Origin of the sequence: Janthinobacterium sp. PSPC3-1 (genome assembly GCF_049896105.1) — a bacterium.
In the GTDB taxonomy this organism is placed as follows: Bacteria; Pseudomonadota; Gammaproteobacteria; order Burkholderiales; family Burkholderiaceae_D; genus Janthinobacterium.
Map to the genome: position 1 here is coordinate 482203 of NZ_JAFCTQ010000001.1, position 20298 is coordinate 502500.

At 60.2% G+C, this 20298-nt stretch carries 14 protein-coding genes, 1 tRNA gene and 1 pseudogene; 11 read left to right on the top strand and 5 right to left on the bottom strand.

Annotation, left to right across the window (positions count from 1 at the left end; all coding sequences use genetic code 11):
• Positions 1 to 75 precede the first annotated feature (75 nt).
• The 6 genes from ACP7B7_RS02145 (at position 76) to ACP7B7_RS02170 (ending at position 7759) form a co-directional block, all read left to right on the top strand.
• Positions 76 to 1305 (top strand): efflux RND transporter periplasmic adaptor subunit, encoded by a 1230-nt coding sequence (locus ACP7B7_RS02145; RefSeq protein WP_426075596.1) that lies wholly within the window; start codon positions 76 to 78, stop codon positions 1303 to 1305.
• A gap of 15 nt (positions 1306 to 1320) precedes the next feature.
• Positions 1321 to 4488, top strand: coding sequence for an efflux RND transporter permease subunit (locus ACP7B7_RS02150; protein ID WP_308925235.1), 3168 nt, complete (start codon positions 1321 to 1323; stop codon positions 4486 to 4488).
• Position 4489: 1 nt separating this feature from the next.
• Entirely contained in the window at positions 4490 to 5935 is a 1446-nt protein-coding gene (gene adeC / locus ACP7B7_RS02155) for an AdeC/AdeK/OprM family multidrug efflux complex outer membrane factor (protein WP_426075597.1), read from the top strand.
• Between the two features lie 63 nt (positions 5936 to 5998).
• Positions 5999 to 6610: a TetR/AcrR family transcriptional regulator gene (locus ACP7B7_RS02160; protein ID WP_426075598.1), complete on the top strand. Its 612-nt coding sequence runs from the start codon at positions 5999 to 6001 to the stop codon at positions 6608 to 6610.
• A 90-nt stretch (positions 6611 to 6700) separates the two neighbouring features.
• A tRNA-Pro gene (locus ACP7B7_RS02165) sits at positions 6701 to 6777 on the top strand.
• Positions 6778 to 7285: 508 nt separating this feature from the next.
• Positions 7286 to 7759: a hypothetical protein gene (locus tag ACP7B7_RS02170; protein ID WP_308925238.1), complete on the top strand. Its 474-nt coding sequence runs from the start codon at positions 7286 to 7288 to the stop codon at positions 7757 to 7759.
• A gap of 117 nt (positions 7760 to 7876) precedes the next feature.
• Here the strand turns inward: ACP7B7_RS02170 and ACP7B7_RS02175 are convergent, their stop codons facing one another.
• From ACP7B7_RS02175 to ACP7B7_RS02190, 4 genes are all read right to left on the bottom strand, one after another.
• The gene (locus tag ACP7B7_RS02175) at positions 7877 to 8293 is read right to left on the bottom strand and encodes a type II toxin-antitoxin system HicB family antitoxin (RefSeq protein ID WP_426075599.1); all 417 of its coding nucleotides are present in this window, start codon (positions 8291 to 8293) and stop codon (positions 7877 to 7879) included.
• 61 nt (positions 8294 to 8354) lie between these two features.
• Positions 8355 to 8600 (bottom strand): type II toxin-antitoxin system HicA family toxin, encoded by a 246-nt coding sequence (locus ACP7B7_RS02180; protein WP_308925240.1) that lies wholly within the window; start codon positions 8598 to 8600, stop codon positions 8355 to 8357.
• A gap of 292 nt (positions 8601 to 8892) precedes the next feature.
• Positions 8893 to 9378 (bottom strand): hypothetical protein, encoded by a 486-nt coding sequence (locus tag ACP7B7_RS02185; RefSeq protein WP_308925241.1) that lies wholly within the window; start codon positions 9376 to 9378, stop codon positions 8893 to 8895.
• Positions 9375 to 9935 carry a hypothetical protein gene (locus ACP7B7_RS02190; protein ID WP_426075600.1) on the bottom strand — a complete coding sequence of 187 codons (561 nt, stop codon included), beginning with the start codon at positions 9933 to 9935 and terminating at the stop codon, positions 9375 to 9377. The genes ACP7B7_RS02185 and ACP7B7_RS02190 overlap by 4 nt, the downstream gene beginning before the upstream one ends.
• 365 nt (positions 9936 to 10300) lie before the next feature.
• Between ACP7B7_RS02190 and ACP7B7_RS02195 the strand changes: the two genes are divergently transcribed.
• The 4 genes from ACP7B7_RS02195 to ACP7B7_RS02210 all read left to right on the top strand — a co-directional run bounded on the left by ACP7B7_RS02195 (position 10301) and on the right by ACP7B7_RS02210 (position 16065).
• Positions 10301 to 10804 (top strand): hypothetical protein, encoded by a 504-nt coding sequence (locus ACP7B7_RS02195; RefSeq protein ID WP_308925243.1) that lies wholly within the window; start codon positions 10301 to 10303, stop codon positions 10802 to 10804.
• 367 nt (positions 10805 to 11171) lie between these two features.
• Positions 11172 to 11615: a PEP-CTERM sorting domain-containing protein gene (locus ACP7B7_RS02200; RefSeq protein WP_426075601.1), complete on the top strand. Its 444-nt coding sequence runs from the start codon at positions 11172 to 11174 to the stop codon at positions 11613 to 11615.
• A 196-nt stretch (positions 11616 to 11811) separates the two neighbouring features.
• The gene (locus tag ACP7B7_RS02205; protein ID WP_426075602.1) at positions 11812 to 15624 is read left to right on the top strand and encodes an ATP-binding protein; all 3813 of its coding nucleotides are present in this window, start codon (positions 11812 to 11814) and stop codon (positions 15622 to 15624) included.
• Between the two features lie 24 nt (positions 15625 to 15648).
• Positions 15649 to 16065, top strand: a complete 417-nt coding sequence (locus tag ACP7B7_RS02210; protein ID WP_426075603.1) for a DoxX family protein — start codon at positions 15649 to 15651, stop codon at positions 16063 to 16065.
• A 19-nt stretch (positions 16066 to 16084) separates the two neighbouring features.
• On the opposite strand, the gene ACP7B7_RS02215 is transcribed toward ACP7B7_RS02210, so the two are convergent.
• Positions 16085 to 19339 (bottom strand): DEAD/DEAH box helicase, encoded by a 3255-nt coding sequence (locus ACP7B7_RS02215; protein WP_426075610.1) that lies wholly within the window; start codon positions 19337 to 19339, stop codon positions 16085 to 16087.
• Positions 19340 to 19433: 94 nt separating this feature from the next.
• Here ACP7B7_RS02215 and ACP7B7_RS02220 point away from each other — a divergent pair.
• Positions 19434 to 20221: pseudogene (locus ACP7B7_RS02220) on the top strand (IS3 family transposase); the annotation flags it as partial.
• Between the last annotated feature and the right edge of the window lie 77 nt (positions 20222 to 20298).

Here is a 20298-nt window from a genome sequence, read left to right on the forward strand (position 1 = left end):
CATTCTTTGATCTGCGTTAATAAATTACCTCATTTCTAACGACACTAAGCCCGCTTCTTTTTCAGAAAGTCCAAGATGCAACCAACATTTTCCCTGACGTCGCCGCGTACGAGCGGCGCTATTGCCGTTCTGTGCGCCACTGTAATCATGGCCGGCTGCAGTAAAAAACAGGCCGCGCCTCCGCCGCAGCAAGCGCCGCAGGTTGTCGTGTTTACTGTTAATCCGGCTGCGTTGCCGATGGTGGCCGACCTGTCCGGCCGGACCAATGCGTATCAAGTGGCCGATGTGCGTCCGCAAGTGGGCGGCCTGATCCAGAAGCGCCTGTTTGTCGAAGGCGCCGATGTGAAAGCCGGCACGCCGCTGTACCAGATCGATTCGGCCAGCTACCAGGCGTCCTACAATTCGGCCAAGGCCGCGTTGACCAAGGCCAAGGCCAACCTGCTCACTTCCGGTCCGAAAGTCGCGCGCTACAAGGAACTGGTGGCCATCGAAGGCGTCAGCCGCCAGGAATACGATGATGCCGTCGCTACCTACGAGCAAGCCAAGGCCGACGTGGAAGCGGCCACTGCGGCGCTGGAATCGGCCAATATCAACGTGCGCTACACCACCGTGACGGCGCCGATCAGCGGCCGCACCAGCCGCTCGACCGTGACGGCCGGCGCGCTGGTGACGGCTGGCCAGGCCGAAGCGCTGACGACAGTGCAGCAGCTCGATCCGATCTATGTCGACGTGACCCAGTCGAGCACCGACCTGCTGCGCCTGAAGCGCCAGCTGGCCGACGGCAGCCTGAAGAAAGCCGGCGACGGCCAGGCCAAGGTCAATCTGATCTTGCCGGACGGCACCAAGTACAGCGAACCGGGCAAGCTGCAGTTCGCTGGCGTCAGCGTCGAGCCGACCACCGGCAACGTGGTGCTGCGCGCGCTGTTCCCGAACCCGAAAGGCGAGTTGCTGCCAGGCATGTTCGTGCGTGCCCAGCTGGAAACGGGTATCGATGACAAAGCCATCACCGTGCCGCAAGTGGGCGTCTCGCGCAACCAGAAGGGCGAAGCCACCGCCATGGTCCTGAACAAGGAAAACAAGGTCGAGCAGCGCATCATCACCACCAACGGCACCTCCGGCACCAGCTGGATCGTGACGTCCGGCCTGGCCGCCGGCGACCGCGTGATCGTGGAAGGCTTGCAGAAAATCAAGCCGGGCGCGCCTGCCGTCGCCGTGCCTGCCGCTGCGCCTGCCGCCGCCGGTGGCGCACCAGCCGCACCGGGTGCAGCACCAGCCGCGTCAGCACCAGCCGCCAGCGCCCAATAATTCAGGAGAATATTAATGGCCCGTTTTTTCATTGACCGCCCGATTTTTGCCTGGGTGGTCGCGATCGTGATCATGCTTGCCGGCATAATCTCGATCCTCAGTTTGCCGATTGCGCAGTATCCAAGCATCGCCCCGCCGTCGATTTCGATCAGCGGCTCCTACCCTGGCGCCTCGGCCAAAACGGTGGAAGACGCCGTGACCCAGGTCATCGAACAAAAGATGAAGGGCATCGATGGCTTGCGCTACATGTCCTCGTCCAGCGATTCGACCGGTGGCATCAGCATCACGCTGACGTTTACCAACGGCACCAATCCCGACATCGCCCAGGTGCAGGTACAGAACAAGCTGCAACTGGCCACGCCGCTGCTGCCGACCGCTGTCACCCAGCAGGGCCTGGTGGTGGCCAAGGCCACCAAAAACTTCATGATCGTGTTCGGCTTCATCTCCGAAGACGGCAGCATGAACCAGACCGACTTGAGCGACTACGTGGCCGCCAACGTGGTCGACCCATTGAGCCGCGTGCCCGGTGTCGGCGACGTGACCCTGTTCGGTTCGCAGTACGCGATGCGCATCTGGCTCGATCCGGCCAAGCTGCAAAGCTTCCAGCTGACCCCGGCCGACGTCATCACCTCGATCCAGGCGCAGAATGCCGAAGTATCGGCCGGTGAACTGGGCGGCGCGCCAGCTGTTGCTGGCCAGCAGCTGAACGCCACCGTCTCGGCCCAAAGCCGCTTGCAGACCGCCGAGCAGTTCGGCGCGATCCTGCTGAAAACCACCACCAGCGGCGCGCAAGTGACGTTGAAAGACGTGGCGCGCATGGAGCTGGGCCGCGAGAACTACAACACGGTCGCCCGCTACAACGGCAATGCCGCCACCGGTATCGCCATCAAGCTGGCCACCGGCGCCAACGCGCTCGATACCGCCACCGCCGTCAAGGCCATGGTCGATACCCTGGGCAAGCAGTTCCCGGCCGGCATGAAAGCCGTGGTCGCGTTCGACACCACGCCATTCGTCAAGCTGTCGATCGAAGAAGTGGTGAAAACCCTGGTCGAAGCGGTGGTGCTGGTATTCCTGGTGATGTACCTGTTCCTGCAGAACTTCCGCGCCACCCTGATCCCGACCATGGCCGTGCCGGTCGTGCTGCTCGGTACCTTCGGCATCCTGAACGCCTTCGGTTATTCGATCAATACCCTGACCATGTTCGCCATGGTGCTGGCGATCGGCCTCCTGGTCGATGACGCCATCGTGGTGGTGGAAAACGTCGAGCGGGTGATGAGCGAAGAGGGCTTGTCGCCGCTGGAAGCGACGCGCAAGTCGATGACGCAGATTACCGGCGCGCTGGTCGGTATCGCCATGGTGCTGTCGGCCGTGTTCGTGCCGATGGCCTTCTTTGCCGGTTCGACCGGCGTGATTTACCGCCAGTTCTCCATCACGATTGTGTCGTCGATGGTGCTGTCGGTGATCGTCGCGATGGTGTTTACGCCGGCGCTGTGCGCCACCATCCTGAAACCGGTTGAAAAAGGCCATCACGCCACCAACAAGGGTTTCTTCGGCTGGTTCAACCGCAGTTTCGACCGCAGCAGCGAAAAATACCAGGGCTTCGTGGGCAGCATGATCACCCACCGCCTGCGTTCGATGCTGATGTATGCCGTGCTGCTGGTGGCGCTGGTGCTGGTGTTCATGCGCCTGCCGACCTCCTTCCTGCCGGAAGAAGACCAGGGCATCCTGTTCACCCAGATCCAGCTGCCGACCGGTGCCACGCAAGAGCGTACGCTGGGCGTCATCAAGCAGGTCGAAAAGCATTTCATGACGAATGAAAAAGCCACCGTCGCTTCCGTGTTTGCGGTGGCCGGCTTCAGCTTCGGCGGCAATGGCCAGAACACCGGTATCGCCTTCGTGCGCCTGAAAGACTGGTCCGAACGCAAGGCCGGCGACGCCAAGGCCTCCGCCGTCGCGGGCCGCGCCATGGGCGCGCTGCTGCAGCTGAAAGACGCAATGGTGTTTACGTTTGCCCCGCCAGCCGTGCTGGAACTGGGTAACGCCACCGGTTTCGACATGCAGCTGCAAGACACGGGCGGCGTGGGACATGACGCCCTGATGGCGGCGCGTAACCAGCTGCTCGGCATGGCCGCGCAAAACCCGATCATGGTCGGCGTGCGTCCGAACGGCCAGGAAGATACGCCGCAGTACAAGATCGACATCGACCAGCAGAAAGCGACGTCGCTGGGCCTGAAGATCGACGAGATCAACCGCGTGCTGAGCGTCGGCTGGGGTAGTGCGTACGTGAATGACTTTATCGACCGCGGCCGCGTCAAGAAGGTCTACATGCAGGGCGAAGCCAATTCGCGCATGCTGCCGGAAGACCTGAACAAGTGGTACGTGCGCAATACCGCCGGCGAAATGGTGCCGTTCTCGGCCTTTGCCACCGGCAAGTGGATCTATGCTTCGCCACGCCTGGAACGCTACAACGGCCTGCCGTCGATGGAAATCCTCGGTACGCCGGCGCCTGGCCAAAGCACCGGCGCGGCCATGAATGCGATGGAAGAAATGGTCGCCAAGCTGCCGCCTGGCATCGGCCTGTCGTGGACCGGCACCTCGCTCGAAGAGCGCGAGTCCGGCTCGCAAACGCCGCAGCTGTACGCCATTTCGCTGCTGATCGTGTTCCTGTGCCTGGCCGCGCTGTATGAAAGCTGGTCGATTCCGTTCTCGGTGCTGCTGGTGGTGCCACTGGGCGTGATCGGTACCGTGCTCGGCACCTGGCTGTTCGGCCTGTCGAACGACGTCTACTTCCAGGTGGGTCTGCTGACGGTGGTGGGCTTGTCGGCGAAGAACGCGATTCTGATCGTCGAGTTTGCCAAGGAAATGCAGGAATCGGGCATGTCGCTGCTGGACGCGACCCTGCACGCGGTGCGCCTGCGCCTGCGTCCTATTCTGATGACCTCGATCGCTTTCGGCCTGGGCGTGTTGCCACTGGCAATTTCCAGCGGCGCCGGTTCGGGCAGCCAGAACGCCATCGGTATCGGCGTGCTGGGCGGGATGCTGTCGGCCACCTTCCTCGGTATCTTCTTCGTGCCGGTGTTCTTCGTGCTGGTGCGCGGCTTCTTCTCGAAGTCCGACGACAAGACCACGCCAAGCACCCCGGCGACGGCGCCAGCCGTCACGCTTTCCAAGGATGCACATTAATATGAAAAAAACGCTACTTTCCATGGCGGCGCTGGCTTTGCTGGCCGGCTGCAGCCTGGCTCCCACCTACGAGCGTCCGGCGGCGCCGTCGCCGACCGCCTGGCCGACCGGCCCGTCGTACAAGGCCGACGCGCCCGCCGGCGCGACGGCGGTGTCCGACCTCGCCTGGCGCGAGTTCTTTGCCGACGCGCGCCTGCGCCAGGTGATCGAACTGGCGCTGGCCAACAACCGTGACCTGCGCGTCTCGATCCTGAATATCGAGAAAGCGCGTGCGACGTATGGCATCGAACGCGCCGCCCTGATCCCGACCTTGTCGGCCTCGGGCGGCCAGACGGCGACCCGCATTCCGCGCAACCAGAGCGCCAACGACGAAGCGTCGATCACGCGCCAGTACACGGCCAACCTGGGTATCTCCGCCTACGAGCTGGACTTCTTCGGCCGCGTGCGCAGCCTGTCCGACAGCGCGCTGGAGCAATACCTGGGCACGGAAGAAGCCCGCCGCGCACAGCAGATCAGCCTGGTGTCCGAAGTGGCCAGCAGCTATCTGAACCTGGTCGCCGACCAGCAGCGCCTGCGCGTGGCGCAGGACACCCTGCGCAGCCAGCAGTCGAGCTACACCCTGGCCGAGCGCCGCTTCAATGCGGGCGCCACCTCGGGCCTGGACAAGTACGACGCCCAGACCAGTGTCGAGCTGGCCCGTTCCGACGTGGCCGTCTACACCAGCCAGGTCGCGCTCGACCAGAACGCGCTGGCCCTGCTGGTCGGCAGCAGCGTGCCGGCCGAATTGTTGCCACAAGCCGAATTCGGCGCCGTGACATCGCTGGCCGACATTCCGGCCGGCGTGCCGTCGGATGTGCTGCAACGCCGTCCCGACGTGCTGGTGGCCGAGCGCACCCTGCGTGCGGCCAACGCGAATATCGGCGCGGCGCGCGCGGCCTTCTTCCCGCGCATTTCGTTGACGGCCACCGCCGGCTCGGTCAGCAACAACCTGTCCGACCTGTTCAAGGCTGGCAGCGGCAGCTGGAGTTTCATTCCGCAGATCAGCCTGCCGATCTTCGACGGTGGCGTGAACCGCGCCAACCTCGATATCGCCAAGGTGAATCGTGAAATCTCGGTGGCGCAATACGAAAAGGCGATCCAGGTCGCCTTCCGTGAAGTGTCCGATGCGCTGGCCCAGCGCGGCACCATCGACGAGCGCCTGCAGTCGCAGGAAGCGCTGGTCGAGGCGTCGACGAAGAGCTACACCATCCAGGATGCGCGCTACAAGCAGGGCGCGGAAACCTACCTGAACGCCCTGATCGCCCAGCGCGCGCTGTACACCGCGCAGCAAAGCCTGATTACGGCGCGCCTGGCCAAATCGACCAACCTGGTGACCTTGTACAAGGTGCTGGGCGGCGGTTGGCAGCCTGAGCAAACAGCCGTCGCAGCGGCTGGCGCTGCCCAGTAATCACGGGCACGCCGACGCCGGTCTTGCCCGCAAGGGCAGGGCCGGCGCGCAACGGGAAAAATCATGACTCAAGAGAAAAAACATCCTAGCCTGGAGCGCGCCAACAGCCGCCGCAAACAGGTGCTGGATGCGGCCGCCTGCTGTTTCAGCCGGCATGGCTTTCACGGCGCCAGCATGGCGGAAATTTCGAAGACCGCCGGCATGAGCGCCGGCCATATCTACAACTACTTCGACAGCAAGGACGCCATCATCGCCGCGTTTGTCGAGCAGAACATGGAACGCGTGTCGAACATCATGCACGACCTGGCGCAACGGGAAGATCCGCTGCAGGCGATGATCGACGACGTCGAGGAGCGGGTGCAGGAATGCCTGGACCCGGGCATCTGGGCGGTGCCGCTGGAAATCCACTCGGAAGCGTCGCGCAACCCGAAGATCGCCGCCACCATGCAAGCGGCCGACAAGCGCTCGCGCGGCCAGCTCTTCGCCATCGTCACGGCCGCCCGCGAAAAGCGCGGCCTGCCCGCCGGCGCCGACCTGGTGGAAGGGCGCATCAACGCCATGATCGCCATGTACCAGGGCCTGGCCGTGCGCCATGTGCACAATCCGGGCGTGCTGAACCCCGGCCTGGTCGAAGGCATACGCACCGCCATGCGCGCGTTGATGCTGGGCGAATAAAGCGGCCGATGCGGGTTCTTGATTTCAGCAATGAATCGCGTGGAAAGCATGGCAAAAACCCAAAAGCGTCTGCTATAATCTTTACCTCGTCGGGGCGTAGCGCAGCCTGGTAGCGTACGTGCATGGGGTGCACGGGGTCGGAGGTTCGAATCCTCCCGTCCCGACCATAAGAATCAAGGACTTGCAGCGAAAGCTGTATGTAAACCCAGCGCTGTATATTATACGATTGTATAATATACAGCGCTGGGTTTTTCCGTTTACGTGCTTCATTCCAGCCAGGGGAGCGACATCGGGATTTCCGACACATCAGGGATTACTTCCTTGATATAAGTGTCCGTTGTCTTGGCGGACGTGTGAACCAGTCGCTTCTGGATATCTTTACGGTCTTCGCCGCGTCGTGCGGCTGCCCGTATATCCATCGTCGCGGTGGCAAAGGAGCTGATCGTGTCGAAGTCCGCGGCCTACATCAAGAAGGTGTGAATCCATAAGGGCTGAAAGAACAGATGGCGCGGCTCAGCACGCTGCGGCCAGGCGTCTGACCGATATGTGCGCCCGCGCGGCGGATGAGGGCCTGCGTCTGCTCAGCCAGCTATGGCTTGAACGATAAGGGCCTACTTCCCGGAACACGCCCGGTGCCTGTATTATCGACAGACGATATCTTTCTTTTGAGGGGCTATGGGACCATTGCAAATAAATCAGTCAACTACAAATATCCATCAGGATGCAGGTGTCGGCTATGATCCGCTGTTGCAAGAGTTGGTGAGGGAGCTTAATGCTACCTGCAGTCAAGGGATCCCGATTACGCTCCAGATCCAAGCAATGCTCGTATCGGGGGTGATTATCAACGGTCGCGAGTATTACATTCAATTTGCCGAGCACCACATATCCTCTCTAGGCCTGGTGGATGCAAAATCGGAAGAGGTGCGGAAGCATTATGTAGATATGGCTCATAGTCTGTATCCAAGGGTGGATGATAGAAAAGGCCTGGAGACGCAGCAAATGCCGGCGATGATCCACTTGGCCGATGCAAGGCTATACACATTGCAAGGGCTGCCTATCACCTCGGGCATGCGGCTTTGGCGCGGTAAGATTGAAGCGGTTAGTGGATTTCTACTTGGGCGAATTGAAGAGTCGGTGCCTGTAAGATGAAATATCTGCCCCGGAATAAAGTGTCCGGTACAGTACCTCTTTGTATTTACCTGAGAACTGGGTCAAGCAGTTAATCACTCTGAAAAGCTTGCCACGCTGCGGGCTTTTTTATGTGCATCAGGCCGTGACAATCTCAAACTCTCGGCCAAGTGCATGCATGGCTTCTTCGATGGCGTCGATCTTTGTGGTGTGTGCCAGGTCCAGCAGTCGCGTGATTTCCTGGGGCTTTACACCCAGACGCCGGGCCAGCTCAGCCGGGCGCATATCCTGCGCGGCCATTTCATTGAGCAGCAGTACCTTGGCGCTGACGCTGGCCGGTAGGCTGATAAGGCGCTCGCCAGGCTGCGCCGCTGAAGGTACGGGCGTGGCGCGGCGGTCCTCGAAGTAGAAATCCATCGCACTTGCAAGGGCAGAGCGGGCTTCGGCCAATGCTTCGGCCTCATCATCGCCTTGTGCGATCGCTTCGGGGATATCACGGAACGTGACGACATAGCCGCCTTCTGGTGCCGGGGAAAAAGTTGCAGGGTATTTCATATAGCTCCTTTTCATGGGGAGAGTCGGCGCGGTGCCGGAAAGGCCCTTTCAGGGAATTTCCTCATTTCAGGTTGAGTTGTTTTTTGACACCTTCGACAAGTCCTGTTTTCAGTTCCTTGCCTGGATGCCTCGGTAAGATGGTCTGTTTGCCGTTTAGATAAACTTTCAAGTGATTTGTGCCTTCCTTGAAAGTCGCCCCTTTTAGCTTGAGCCATCGAACAAACTCACTCTGCTTCACCGCGCCCCCGATGCTTGGTTCGATGGAATGAGTATAAGCAAAAATGTTTGTATTTAAAAGTATTATCAACAAAATTGCTTATATTTTTTTGATCGGCCGGATGCGCGCGTGAGCATGCCACGCAGGAATTTTTGCACTTCGCGCCTATCGCTCATTTTTCTCTGTCAGTCGTTTTCAATACTTTTATCAGGTTGACCTGCGCAGGCCGCTCTTGCCGGGCACGTAGAGCTATACGTTTTACCACTTGGTGAGCGGGCCCTGCGCCACGGCAATCTCGCTGGCTTGGGGGGCAGGTCGCAACGTCCTGCTGGTTGGCGAGCAGGTGTGTGGGGTGACGTCGATTACCTCCGTTCTCGCCAAGTCAGGTTGCTGCTGGCAATGTTGATATCTCGAAGTGATATGGCAGGCAAGATATAATGCGTCGCTGCCCTTCAGCCGTGAAATAATCGATGTTGAACAGTGCCTCCTCAAGACAGATGTCACCGCGCCATCCTTCACGCTCGACTGTAATGAATACTTTGTTACTTCCGAGGCCGAGATTGCCACCGCAATAGAAGATCGTCGGACGAGGCCTGCCTGGCGGAATCTCTGGTAACACGTCCGGCCATGTTTTTCGGCGCGCAGCAGGTGGGTACCTCATTTCATCCTGCTGCAGCATCACACGCTTGACGATCAAGGTGCCTTGCCACAGTGGATATTGCTCGGGCAATACCTGGCGCTCATCAATGATGCGATCTGCATCGCCGCGAGTGAGCATGCAATACAACAGATCGTATTTCTCGGTCAGGATGTTGTACAGAGGTTCGCTGTCAGAGCCATTTGGATCCATATCGAATATCGTGCTCATGAGATACCTCCGTCAGCGACGGTCCAGCCATCGATGAAATTCACGAACTCCCCGATATCGTCGAGGTAGCGCATCGCTGCGCGTATCAAGGAGTTTGCGCGGTTGCCTTCGGGCTCGAATCGAATGCCCTCGTTAATTGCAAGAAACAAAAGTTCGCAGGCAATTGTGACGGCACAGTCAACATTACAGCGCTCGCCGCTGACAGTGGCGCGTAACGCGGCGAGTTCGTCGTCAGTGGCGCCATCAAAGGTATTTGTCCATGCATTCAACAGCGTGTCGTTAGCGGTAACGCATTTGATTTCAGTGAAAATCTCGTCACGAATTTCATCGCGGCAGTTGTCGCGCCACTGGAGCAGAGTCGTTGTTGCGCGCAGATCATCTTCATTACGGTTCCACACGGCAGCCGCCTTCGTAGCGCGGAAGATCACGCTTTCAAGAGTAGGCTTTTGTATGCCGGGCTCATCGCTGAGCGAGCCGATTGGCGCCTTTCTGTCTTGCGACAAAGACTGGTCACTTGTGTCTGGTGGCAACATTATTCCATTGCTGTGATCTTCCATAATTTTTCTCCAAAAATTCAGGGTGTGATGTACCCTCCAGCGCGTGAACGCAGGGTGGATTTTTATTGATTGCGGCTGCAACCCTTGGTATTTTTTGCGCGTTAGAGCGACGCCCCTTGCGGCTTGTCAGGCGGTTTTAATAGTGAAGCCTGGATCAAATGAATGGCATATTCATGCCAATTAATCTGATCGCCGACTTGATGGTTTTTCGCTTGGAATGGGCGGGACTGGCACCTTGGCCATCCTGTTGCCAATGAAGTCGATGGCGCGACCTGCCTGCAGCCGCGCAGCAAGCATGCCGAAGCCAAAATCGCCAATCTCCCGTTTGCTATATCATGGTTCTCATCCATCAGGGAGGACCGGCCATGTCAGCTTACCAGCAGGCGCAGCAGCAGCGTGCGAACAAGAAATTGGCGGAAAAGCTGGCGCTGGAAGAGAAGGAAAGAGCGCGTCTTGCGGCCATTTCTGCCTTCCTGGCCGTCACCATCAAGGGGATGGAGCGGTTTGAAAAAATCTTTGAAGAGGAGCGGCAGACGATAGCCGGCGATGGCGGCACCTGCCAGGTGAAAAGCTCGCACTCCGACGCTTCCTACAGCACGGCGATGATTTTTTCGCTGGCCGCGAATACGGATATCCGGGGCGGCGCGCCGGTCGTGACGATTACCCTGACCGGCAAGGCCGATGGTACGGCGGTGTTGCACGGCAAGGCCAAGCTGAATATCGGTTCGACCTATGAGCCATCCCAGCTTGGGTACAAGGACGACCTGAAGCTGGCGTCGCCGACCTTCGAGCAGGATGTAAAGCAGTATCTGTGCGAGCTGTATATCAATGCCTTCGAATTCATCGATAAATACACGATCGCCAAATGATCCTTCGGCAGGGCCCTGCTGCGCCAGTCGCTGTCAAGCGCGCTGGAGGTTCATGGGGCGCCTGTCCCTGAATCTCAGCCTCAAAAAAATTATAAAAGTGAAACTATTGATATGAAAATACCATCATAATTATGATTTTTTTAATGACATCTGGTAACATTCGATTTCCAAATAAAAACCAAAGGGATCAATATGTTCGTGTCAAAAATCAAGGCCATCGTGCTGACCACTGTGCTGGCCATGGCTGCCGGCGGTGCGCAGGCGGAGGTGATCACATTTAACGATAGCACGGCTGCAAACCATACCAGTTTGACTTCCTATACCGAGAACGGCTATGCATTCACCCTCAAATCAGGGGGGGGCACACTTGACCGATGCGAATGTCGGTGGTGCCACCGCATCAAGTACTTTCTCTTACAACGGTACGGATTACCTGATACTGAGCGGCTCGCTAACGATGACCAACGCCGCCCACACGCCATTTTCGGTAAGCAGCATCGATCTGGGTAATTTCTACTACGCGTATCCCAGCACGGCGATGCTGACCGGCACGCGGGCCGACGGCACCACCGTGAGCCAGAGTTTCACCTCCTCTATCACAAACCAAAGCAGCGCGACCGACTTCACGACCCGGGCCTTGACGAATTTCACCAATCTGACCGCCTTCAATATCCAGCAGACTTCGGGCGTTTACTACGCGTCGGTGGATAATATCAACGTATCGGCGGTGCCGGAACCGTCGACCTGGGGCATGCTGGGCCTGGGCCTGATGTTGGTCGCCGGCGCGCTGCGCCGCAAGAAATCGGCATAAGTTTTCGCCGCGCCCATCACCTGGCGCAGCGAGCCGACCAGCGCCCCGCGGGGCGCTTTTTGCTGGGCGGTCACTTTGATAGTGGCCAGGGTAGCACTTCTCCCGATCTGCGCACAAGCGACCCACCGTCCCGTCATATAATAGGATACCAATCTCATCCACTCATCGCATCGCCTTTTTGCCCGGTACAACCTCCGTGACTCAGCTCCTTGCCCCACCTTCGATCGCCCCGCTCAACCACGACCTGAACTGGCTGTCCGGCGGCGGCGAGATGGGTGCGCTGATCCGTACCATCGACTGGTCGGCCACCTCGCTGGGGCCGCTGGAAAGCTGGCCGCAAAGCCTTCGTACGTCCGTCAGCCTGTGCCTGTCGTCGACCTTCCCGATCCTGGTGGCGTGGGGGCCGGAGGACGTGCAGATCTATAACGACGCGTATCGCCCGATCTGCGGCGCCAAGCATCCGGAATCGATGGGCGAGCCGTTCAAGGTGTGCTGGGCCACGGCCTTGCCGGTGGTCGGCGACGCCTTCGACCGCGCGCATGAGGGCGAAGGCGCGTATATCCGCGACCAGCGCATGTTCCTCGACCGCTACGGCTACCTGGAAGAAGCCTTCATGACGTTCTCGTTTTCGTCGATCCGAGACGAATCGGGCAAGGTCGGCGGGGTGTTCCACCCGATCACGGAGTCGACCGGGCAGGTGCTCAATGCGCGGCGCACGCAGGGCTTGCGCGACCTGAGCGCGGCGATCGGCACGGCGCGCACGATAGGCGACATCGGCGCGCAGATGGCCGGCCAGTACGACAGCCTGGCGCTGGACGTGCCGTTTTTGCTGTTTTACCAGATCGATGCCGACAGCGGACAACTGGCGTTGCGCGGCAGCGCGGGCATGGCCGTCGACAGCGCGCTGGCGCCGGCCAGCACTGCGTTTGACGATGCCACCTGGCCGTTTGCCGCCACCGCGCAGGCGGGCGTGATGCAGCAGGTCGACGGCCTGGAGGCGCGCTTCGGCCTGGCGTCCTGTGGTCCGTACGAAGAGCTGCCGCGCAGCGCCATGGTGCTGCCGCTGGCCTTGCCGGGGCAGGAAGCGCTGTTCGGTTTCCTGGTGGCCGGCACCAGCGCCTGCCGCGCGCTCGATGATGATTACTTCAATTTTTATGCACTGTTGAAAGGCGCCGTCAACACGGCGGTCGGCAATGTGCTGGCGTATGAGCGCGAGCAGCGCCGTGCCGAAGAACTGGCCGAGATCGACCGCTCGAAGACGGCTTTTTTTTCCAATGTGTCGCACGAGTTCCGCACGCCGCTGACCCTGATTCTGGGGCCGCTGGCCGAGGCGCTGGGCGACACGCGGCATGCGCTCGATCCGGTGCAGCGCCAGCGTATCGAGGTCACGCACCGCAATTCGCTGCGCCTGCTGAAACTGGTCAATTCCCTGCTCGATTTTTCGCGCATCGAGGCCGGCCGCGTGATGGCGACCTATGTGGCGGCCGACTTGCGCCAGGTGACGCTGGAACTGGCCGGGGTGTTCGAATCGGCGATGGAAAAGGGCGGCCTGGCCTACACGCTGGACCTGCACGACCTGGGCGAGCCTGTGCATGTCGACCGCGACATGTGGGAAAAGATCGTCTTCAACCTGCTGTCGAACGCCTTCAAGTTCACCTTGCGGGGCGAAGTGGCGGTCACCTTGCGCCGCCACGAAGGCATGGCGCGCCTGTCGGTGCGCGACACCGGCAGCGGCATTCCCGCGCAGGAATTGCCGCGCATGTTCGAACGTTTCCACCGCATCGAAGGCGCGCCGGGGCGCACCTACGAGGGCACCGGCATCGGCCTGGCGCTGATCCAGGAACTGGTGCGCCTGCATGGCGGCACGATTGCCGTGCACAGCGTGGAGGGCGAGGGCACGCGCTTCGATGTCGACATGCCCTTCGGCAGTGATCACTTGCCGGCCGAGCGCCTGGGGCGCGATTTCGATGAAGCCAGTTCGCAGCAGGGCGCCTCCTTCGTGGAGGAAGCCTTGCGCTGGCTGCCTGACGCCGCCGAGCCGGCGCCCGCCACGCCGGACGCCGCGCCGCAGGTGCTTGACGCTGCGCCGGTGCGCCCGCGCATCGTGGTGGCCGACGACAACAACGACATGCGTGCGTATATCAAGTCGCTGCTGGGCGCCTATGCCGACGTGACGGCCTGCGCCGACGGCGAAGCGGCGTTCGAGCTGTTGCTGGCCGACCCGCCCGATTTGCTGGTCAGCGACGTGATGATGCCCAGGCTCGATGGCTTCGGCCTGATCGCCCGGCTGCGCGCCACCGAGTCGCTGCGCCACCTGCCGGTGATGCTGCTGTCGGCGCGCGCCGGCGAGGAAGCCAAGGTCGAAGGCTTGCGCGCCGGCGCCGACGATTACCTGGTCAAGCCGTTTTCCGCCTACGAATTGCAGGCGCGCGTGCAGCGCCAGGTGGGCCTGGCACGCGAGCGCCACCAGCAGCGCCAGGAAGCGGTGAAACAGGAAGCGTATTTCCGCACCTTGATCGACGCCTCGCCGGTGATGCTGTGGACCACCGACGCCACCGGCTACGCGACTTACCTGAGCCGGCGCTGGAGCGACTTTACGGGCCGCCTGCCGGAGCAGGAACTCGGTTTTGGCTGGCTGGAGAACGTGCACGCGGAAGACCTGCAGCGCACGCGTGACGAATTCATGGCCGCCAATGCCATTCACTCGCCGTTTTCCATCGACTACCGTCTGCGGCGCCAAGATGGCGAGTACCGCTGGATGATCGATATCGGCCAGCCGCGCCTCGACGAGGGCGGCGCGCCGTTCGGCTATGTCGGCACCGTGATCGACGTGCATGAACTCAAGCTGCTGCAGGAACGCGCCGAGGCGCTGGCCGGCGAACTGGGCGAGAAGAACCGCATGCAGAGCGAATTTCTGGTGACGCTGGCGCATGAACTGCGCAACCCGCTGGCGCCGATCCGCACCGGACTGGAACTGATGCGTTCGGGCGCCGCCGCCACGTCGCGGCATGATATCCGCGGCATGATGGAGCGCCAGGTCAACCATATGGTGCACCTGGTCGACGACTTGCTGGACGTGGCCAGGCTCACCAGCGGCAAGCTGACGCTCAAGCGCGAAGCGGTGACGCTGGCCGAGGTGGTCAACCAGGCGATCGAAATCAGCATGCCGCTGGTCAGCGCGGGCGGTCATCGACTCGACCTCGACCTGCCGCCCGATAGCGTGGCGCTGCATGTGGACCGGCACCGGATCGCGCAGGTGCTCAGCAACCTGGTCAATAACGCCGCCAAGTACACGCCGAAAGGCGGCGCCATCAAGGTGGCGGCGCGCATCGACGCGGTGGCGGGCCAGGTGGTGATCGATGTCGTGGACAACGGCGTGGGCATCGCCGCCGACGTGCTGGCCACGGTATTCGACCTGTACGCGCAGGCGCCCGGCAGCGAAGGCATGTCGCAGGGTGGCCTGGGCGTGGGCCTGAGCCTGGCGCAGCGGCTGGTGCAACTGCATGGCGGCCGGGTCGAGGCGGCGAGCGGCGGCATCGGGCAAGGCAGCCGCTTTACCGTGTGCCTGCCACTGCCGGGCGATGCGCCGCTGCCTGCCGCGCCGCCCGTGCGCGCCGCGCCGGCGGAGCCGGTGACCGCCATGAAAGTCCTGCTGGTGGACGACAATATCGACGCGGCGGAAACCATGGGCGCGCTGCTGGAGTTCAGCGGCTACGAGGTGACGGTGGCCCATGACGGCGCCAGCGCCCTGGAAAGAGCGGCACAATCACCGGTGCCGCTGGTGCTGCTCGATATCGGCTTGCCCGACATGGATGGCTACGCGGTGGCGTTGGCCATGCGCAAGATGGACGGCATGGCGGACGCCACCCTGATCGCGCTGACCGGCTGGGGCAGCGAGCAGGACCGGCTACGCTCGCAGCAGGCCGGCTTCGATCTGCACCTGACCAAGCCGGTCGATTTCACGGCCCTGCAAACGACCCTGGCGCAGGTGGCGGCCAGGCTGCCATAGCCACACTGCGGCAAAGGAGGCCATATGGATGTTGTACACCTGCGCCAGATGGGCAAGCCCCAGGCGGCGGGCCTGTGTTTCGTGTTCCTGTGGTTCTTTATCGGCGGCATCATGCACTTCGTGGCCACCGGCACCGAAGCGAGCATCGTGCCGCCATGGATGCCGTGGCCGGTGGCGGCGGTGCTCATCAGCGGCGTGTTCGAACTGCTGGGCGCGGTCGGCATCCTGTACCCGCCGACGCGCAAGGCGGCCGGCATCGGCCTGTTCCTGCTGACCATCGCGGTCACGCCCGCGCATTTCTACATGCTGCAACGGCCCGAGCTGTTCCCGGTGCCGCTGTGGGCGCTGTGGCTGCGCCTGCCGGTGCAGCTGGGCTTGCTGTGGCTGATATGGTGGAGTACCTGGAAGCAGCGTAATCGCCCCGAAGATCAATTACGCTGATGCAAGAAATCATGCCAATTCAGATATTGGTAGAAAACTCGGCTATTTCGATATCGCCACTGCCGTTGAGCATGTCGGCCGCCAGTGAGCGTTTGCGAGCCAGCAAGCTGTCCAGCGTTTGTTCAAATGTTGTCAGTCCATCGCTGATAACGGTTGGGTAATACACATGAACATCTCTGGTTTGTCCGATCCGGTAAGCGCGATCAGTGGCTTGGTCTTCCTTTGCGGGATTCCATGGGCGAGTGAAGTGGATGACGTGGTTTGCTGCTTGCACATTGACGCCAAAACCGACTGCGGTTGTTGATAAGATAATGACACCGAAACCGGGTTTTTTCTGGAAGGCGTCAATCAGTGTCTGGCGGCTGGGCCCACGGTCGCTGCTGGAATTGGTATCGCCATTGATGACCTCGGGCCTGTAACCGAATTCGTCGGAAACAGCGAATTGCAAGGCTCGCTGAATGTCTCTTAACTCAGTAAAAATGATCGCTTTTTCTCCAAGCTCGCGTATGGCCTTAAGTTGTTGCAGTGTCCAGCGCAACTTCGGTGAGACATCGACGGGATTGCCCTCCGGCCGCACCGCATGCGGATGCGCGCAGACCAGCTTCAGTGTATGCAGCAAACCCAGCATTGCCGCACTCTGGTTGCCGAGCTTTTCCTGCATGACACGCTTGTCTTGATAAGACGTGATCTCGGAACGGTACAAGCGATTTTGCAGTGAACTCATCGGCAATGATTTGCACGCGATGTTCTCGATTTTTGCGGGAAGGTCCTTGGCAACATCCAGTTTTGTTCTTCGCAGGAGCTGCGGTTCGATGATGGTTCTCAGGCGCTCCAAGGCAGCTTCGCCTGCTGCCGTTTTTGCTTCGACTGGCCTTCTATACTCGCGTCCGAATTCGTTGAGTGCGCCCAGCAACCCCGGCTGTATCCAGTCGTACAGGCACCAGAGATCGGTCAGTGAATTCTCGACCGGTGTTCCGGTGCAAGCGATCCTGAAGCGCGCCTTGATGGCTTTTGTTGCCTGGGTAACGCGCGCTGCGGGATTCTTGATCTTTTGCGCCTCGTCGCAGATCACCACGCTCCATGGTTGCCGTGCCAACGAGAACTCTTGATCGCGCAAGGTTTCATAAGTAGTCAGCACGACACGGCGGTTCTGGCGCCAGCCAAAGCGCAGCAGGTTCTGGATCCCATATTGCTTGAGTTCCAGAGGAATATCGGACTTGTGCATCCTCGCTTCCATCAGTGCACGGCCATACAGCTTCAGTGTATCTTCTGCCAGCCATGGCTCCAGGAAGCTGCGCATTTCACTTTCCCAATTGTCGAGTAGCGATACCGGCGCAACAATCAGAATCGGTAGCCCATCAGGCTCTTTTTCAATACACCAGGCGATAAACGTCAGCAGTTGTATGGTTTTACCGAGCCCCATGTCGTCAGCCAATATGCAGCCGGATGTGACATCGGGTGAAAGACCATACAAGTGCTGCAGCCATCCGACCCCCTTGAGTTGATGCTCTCGCAGCACCGTCTCGGGAAGCAGCGACTGCGGCAAATCGGCATTGGCTGCCAAGCCACTGCGTATGCTGGCGCCGCGGTTCAGTTGAAAGCCGACTTCGTCGATATTGCCAACGACCTGCAATACGCCGCGCTCGCCTTTATCCCTGGTTTCCGCAGCGTCGTGTTGCTTGAATCTTTCGCCCCACATGCCGGCGATGCGTTCCGCCGTGCGTAGTTCGATCTCCAGTTCGGCACCGGGCAGCCTTGCCGTCAGCAGTTCATCGTGCGTCGCTTGCGTGATATTGAGATTGAATTGATCATAGTGCTCCCGGTTTGACGTCTCCCATTTACTGAGCAATTCTCCATCGAATCCAAGTTCGTTGAGGATTTCTTTGGGAAGCCAGTTTTCGGAGGCGGTTTTTTGCAAATATGGTGAAACGACATTCTCGGCAGGGCCGATACCGATCACGCGGTCACCGTACTGGCTCAGGTCGAGGATGCTGTCGAGATGATGTCCTGCTTGTTGCTGTAGCCAGCGCTGATGCAAATTTTCTAGATCGGACAGATCCCGGTTGTCAAAACCAGCCAGTTCCAGTTCATGGCCTTTCCAGCATGCACATGGCAGTTGGCTAAGCATTTTCCCGCCAACCTCCTGTACAAAGCGCGCCATCGTCAGCGGTTCCTTGAAATCGAGTTCCAGCGTTTCAGCATTTTCGGACGGCGCGGTCAATACCAGGAGCACCGTTTCAATCTTCCCGTCAGCTTGCAGTCGCGGCTTAATGACAAAGGTGTAGAAGTGGATTCCTGCCGTTTCCAGCGAGTGGTCATACTCTTCAGGATCGAGCACTTTCGCAGCTTCCGGGCCAAGGAGGGAAAACGGGTTTTTCAAGAACAGCGATGCCTTGTCTCCTGCTGCGCGGCGTCCAGGCATGGAGCGTACCTCGTCCAGCACGGCTTTTACTTCGGGCGTGATCAGGATGTGCGTGACTCCTCCATCTTTCCCGGTGATGACATAGCGATCCGGAACGTGCTGATGGCGATCAAACGATGCCAGCCAGCCTTCGGGTTCGTCGGTAAATTGCGGCGTGATCTCAATTACCTGCTCTTCGCCAACCATGTGTTTATCAAGCTTGAGTTTCAGCGCATCAGGGCGCAATACGACTGTACGAGCCAGGAAACCATCCATCCTGGCGCCGGCCTGGCGCGCCAGTTTGCGTACAGTCGCCCAACCCAACTGGTTTGTTCTCTCGCCAGGGTCGGCCTTCTGGCTGCGGTTAAGTTCTTGCACCGCTTTCACGAATTTCCAGACTGTTTCAGGCATCAGGTAGCGCTGGCCATCCATGGTGAAGATCGCCCCTTCGCGTGTCAGTCCACCCCGGATGGCATTGCCATCCGGCATTTCCCAGCCTTCAATAAACACCTTGAAGTCGATATCGGACAGGCTGCCGGCACTGCCAACTATCGGCTTGACGGCGCACGACGGCGGCAGTGCCAGCAGCGGAATGCTGGCAGCATGATCTGCCTGGGCCAGAAGCTGGTATGTTTCCTCCCACGGCAGCAACCAATCTTCGATCAGCGGCGTGATGTAGCCTTCTTCTTCCAACTGCATCAGGTAGGCGAGTTTGTCACGCTGGACACGATCTGTTGTTGCAATGTCTGCCTCATCGACAACAGGGTAGACGACTCCCTCGTCTTCAAAGCGTGGCAGGACGTGTACTTTTTCAGAAGACACAGATTCAGCTGTGGCGAGCGATGCGGCTCTCAGTTTGTTCCAGAAGTTCACTTGATCCAATATCCTTTTTCCGGGTGGTGGTATAGTGGATCCACGATTTGAGACAGCAGTTTAAGCTATGGTCCTCAACGGAGGATGGCAGGGAATGACAGAAGCAAAGAAGCGGAAATTGCACAGCGCGGAGTTCAAGGCTAAGGTTGGTTTGGAGGCCGTGCGCGGGGTCAAGACGGTCAACGAGATCGCCCAGTTACACGGCGTTCACCCGGTGATGGTGAGCCAGTGGAAGAAGGAAATTCTTGCTAAGGCAGGCACGCTGTTCGAGGGAAAGCGCGGCCCCAAGGTTGAGCTGGAACACGAGAACGAGGACCGTCTGTTCGGCGAGATCGGACGCCTGAAGATGGAACTGGACTGGCTTAAAAAAAAGTCAGGCCTGTGAGCGGCGCGGTGCGGCTGGGGTGGATCGAGCGGAACCCCAAGCTGTCGCTGTCGCGCCAGTGCGAGCTGGCCGGCGTGTCGCGGGCGACAGTGTACCGGCCGCGTTTGGCCGCGCCACCCGATGAGGATGATCTGACGCTGTGTGCGTTGATCGACGAGGAGTACACCCAGCACCCGTTCTACGGCAGCCGGCGGATGGTGGTGATCCTACTGCGGCAGGGCTGGCTGGTGAACCGCAAGCGGGTGCAGCGCCTGATGCGCATGATGGGCCTGGCCGGAATGGCGCCCGGCCCCAGCACGACGGTGCGGCATCCGGGGCACAAGGTCTACCCGTACTTGCTGCGCGGGGTGGCGGTGATCCGGCCCAACCACGTCTGGAGTACCGACATCACGTACGTCAGGCTGGCACGCGGCTTTGCTTACTTGGTGGCGGTGATCGACTGGTATTCGCGGCGCGTGCTGTCCTGGCGTATTAGCAACAGCATGGACGCCTCGTTCGTAAGCGTCGTCCCACCGCCGTCTACCCTTGAGCATCGCACGATGCCATGATTGAATTTGGGACACAAATTGGTTGT

Coding starts and splice junctions, on each gene's coding strand:
- ACP7B7_RS02145 (WP_426075596.1), top strand. CDS start 76: ATGCAACCAACATTTTCCCTGACGTCGCCGCGTACGAGCGGCGCTATT.
- ACP7B7_RS02160 (WP_426075598.1), top strand. CDS start 5,999: ATGACTCAAGAGAAAAAACATCCTAGCCTGGAGCGCGCCAACAGCCGC.
- ACP7B7_RS02185 (WP_308925241.1), bottom strand. CDS start 9,378: ATGAGCACGATATTCGATATGGATCCAAATGGCTCTGACAGCGAACCT.
- ACP7B7_RS02190 (WP_426075600.1), bottom strand. CDS start 9,935: ATGGAAGATCACAGCAATGGAATAATGTTGCCACCAGACACAAGTGAC.
- ACP7B7_RS02210 (WP_426075603.1), top strand. CDS start 15,649: ATGGATGTTGTACACCTGCGCCAGATGGGCAAGCCCCAGGCGGCGGGC.
- adeC (WP_426075597.1), top strand. CDS start 4,490: ATGAAAAAAACGCTACTTTCCATGGCGGCGCTGGCTTTGCTGGCCGGC.
- ACP7B7_RS02195 (WP_308925243.1), top strand. CDS start 10,301: ATGTCAGCTTACCAGCAGGCGCAGCAGCAGCGTGCGAACAAGAAATTG.
- ACP7B7_RS02175 (WP_426075599.1), bottom strand. CDS start 8,293: ATGAAATACCCTGCAACTTTTTCCCCGGCACCAGAAGGCGGCTATGTC.
- ACP7B7_RS02170 (WP_308925238.1), top strand. CDS start 7,286: ATGGGACCATTGCAAATAAATCAGTCAACTACAAATATCCATCAGGAT.
- ACP7B7_RS02150 (WP_308925235.1), top strand. CDS start 1,321: ATGGCCCGTTTTTTCATTGACCGCCCGATTTTTGCCTGGGTGGTCGCG.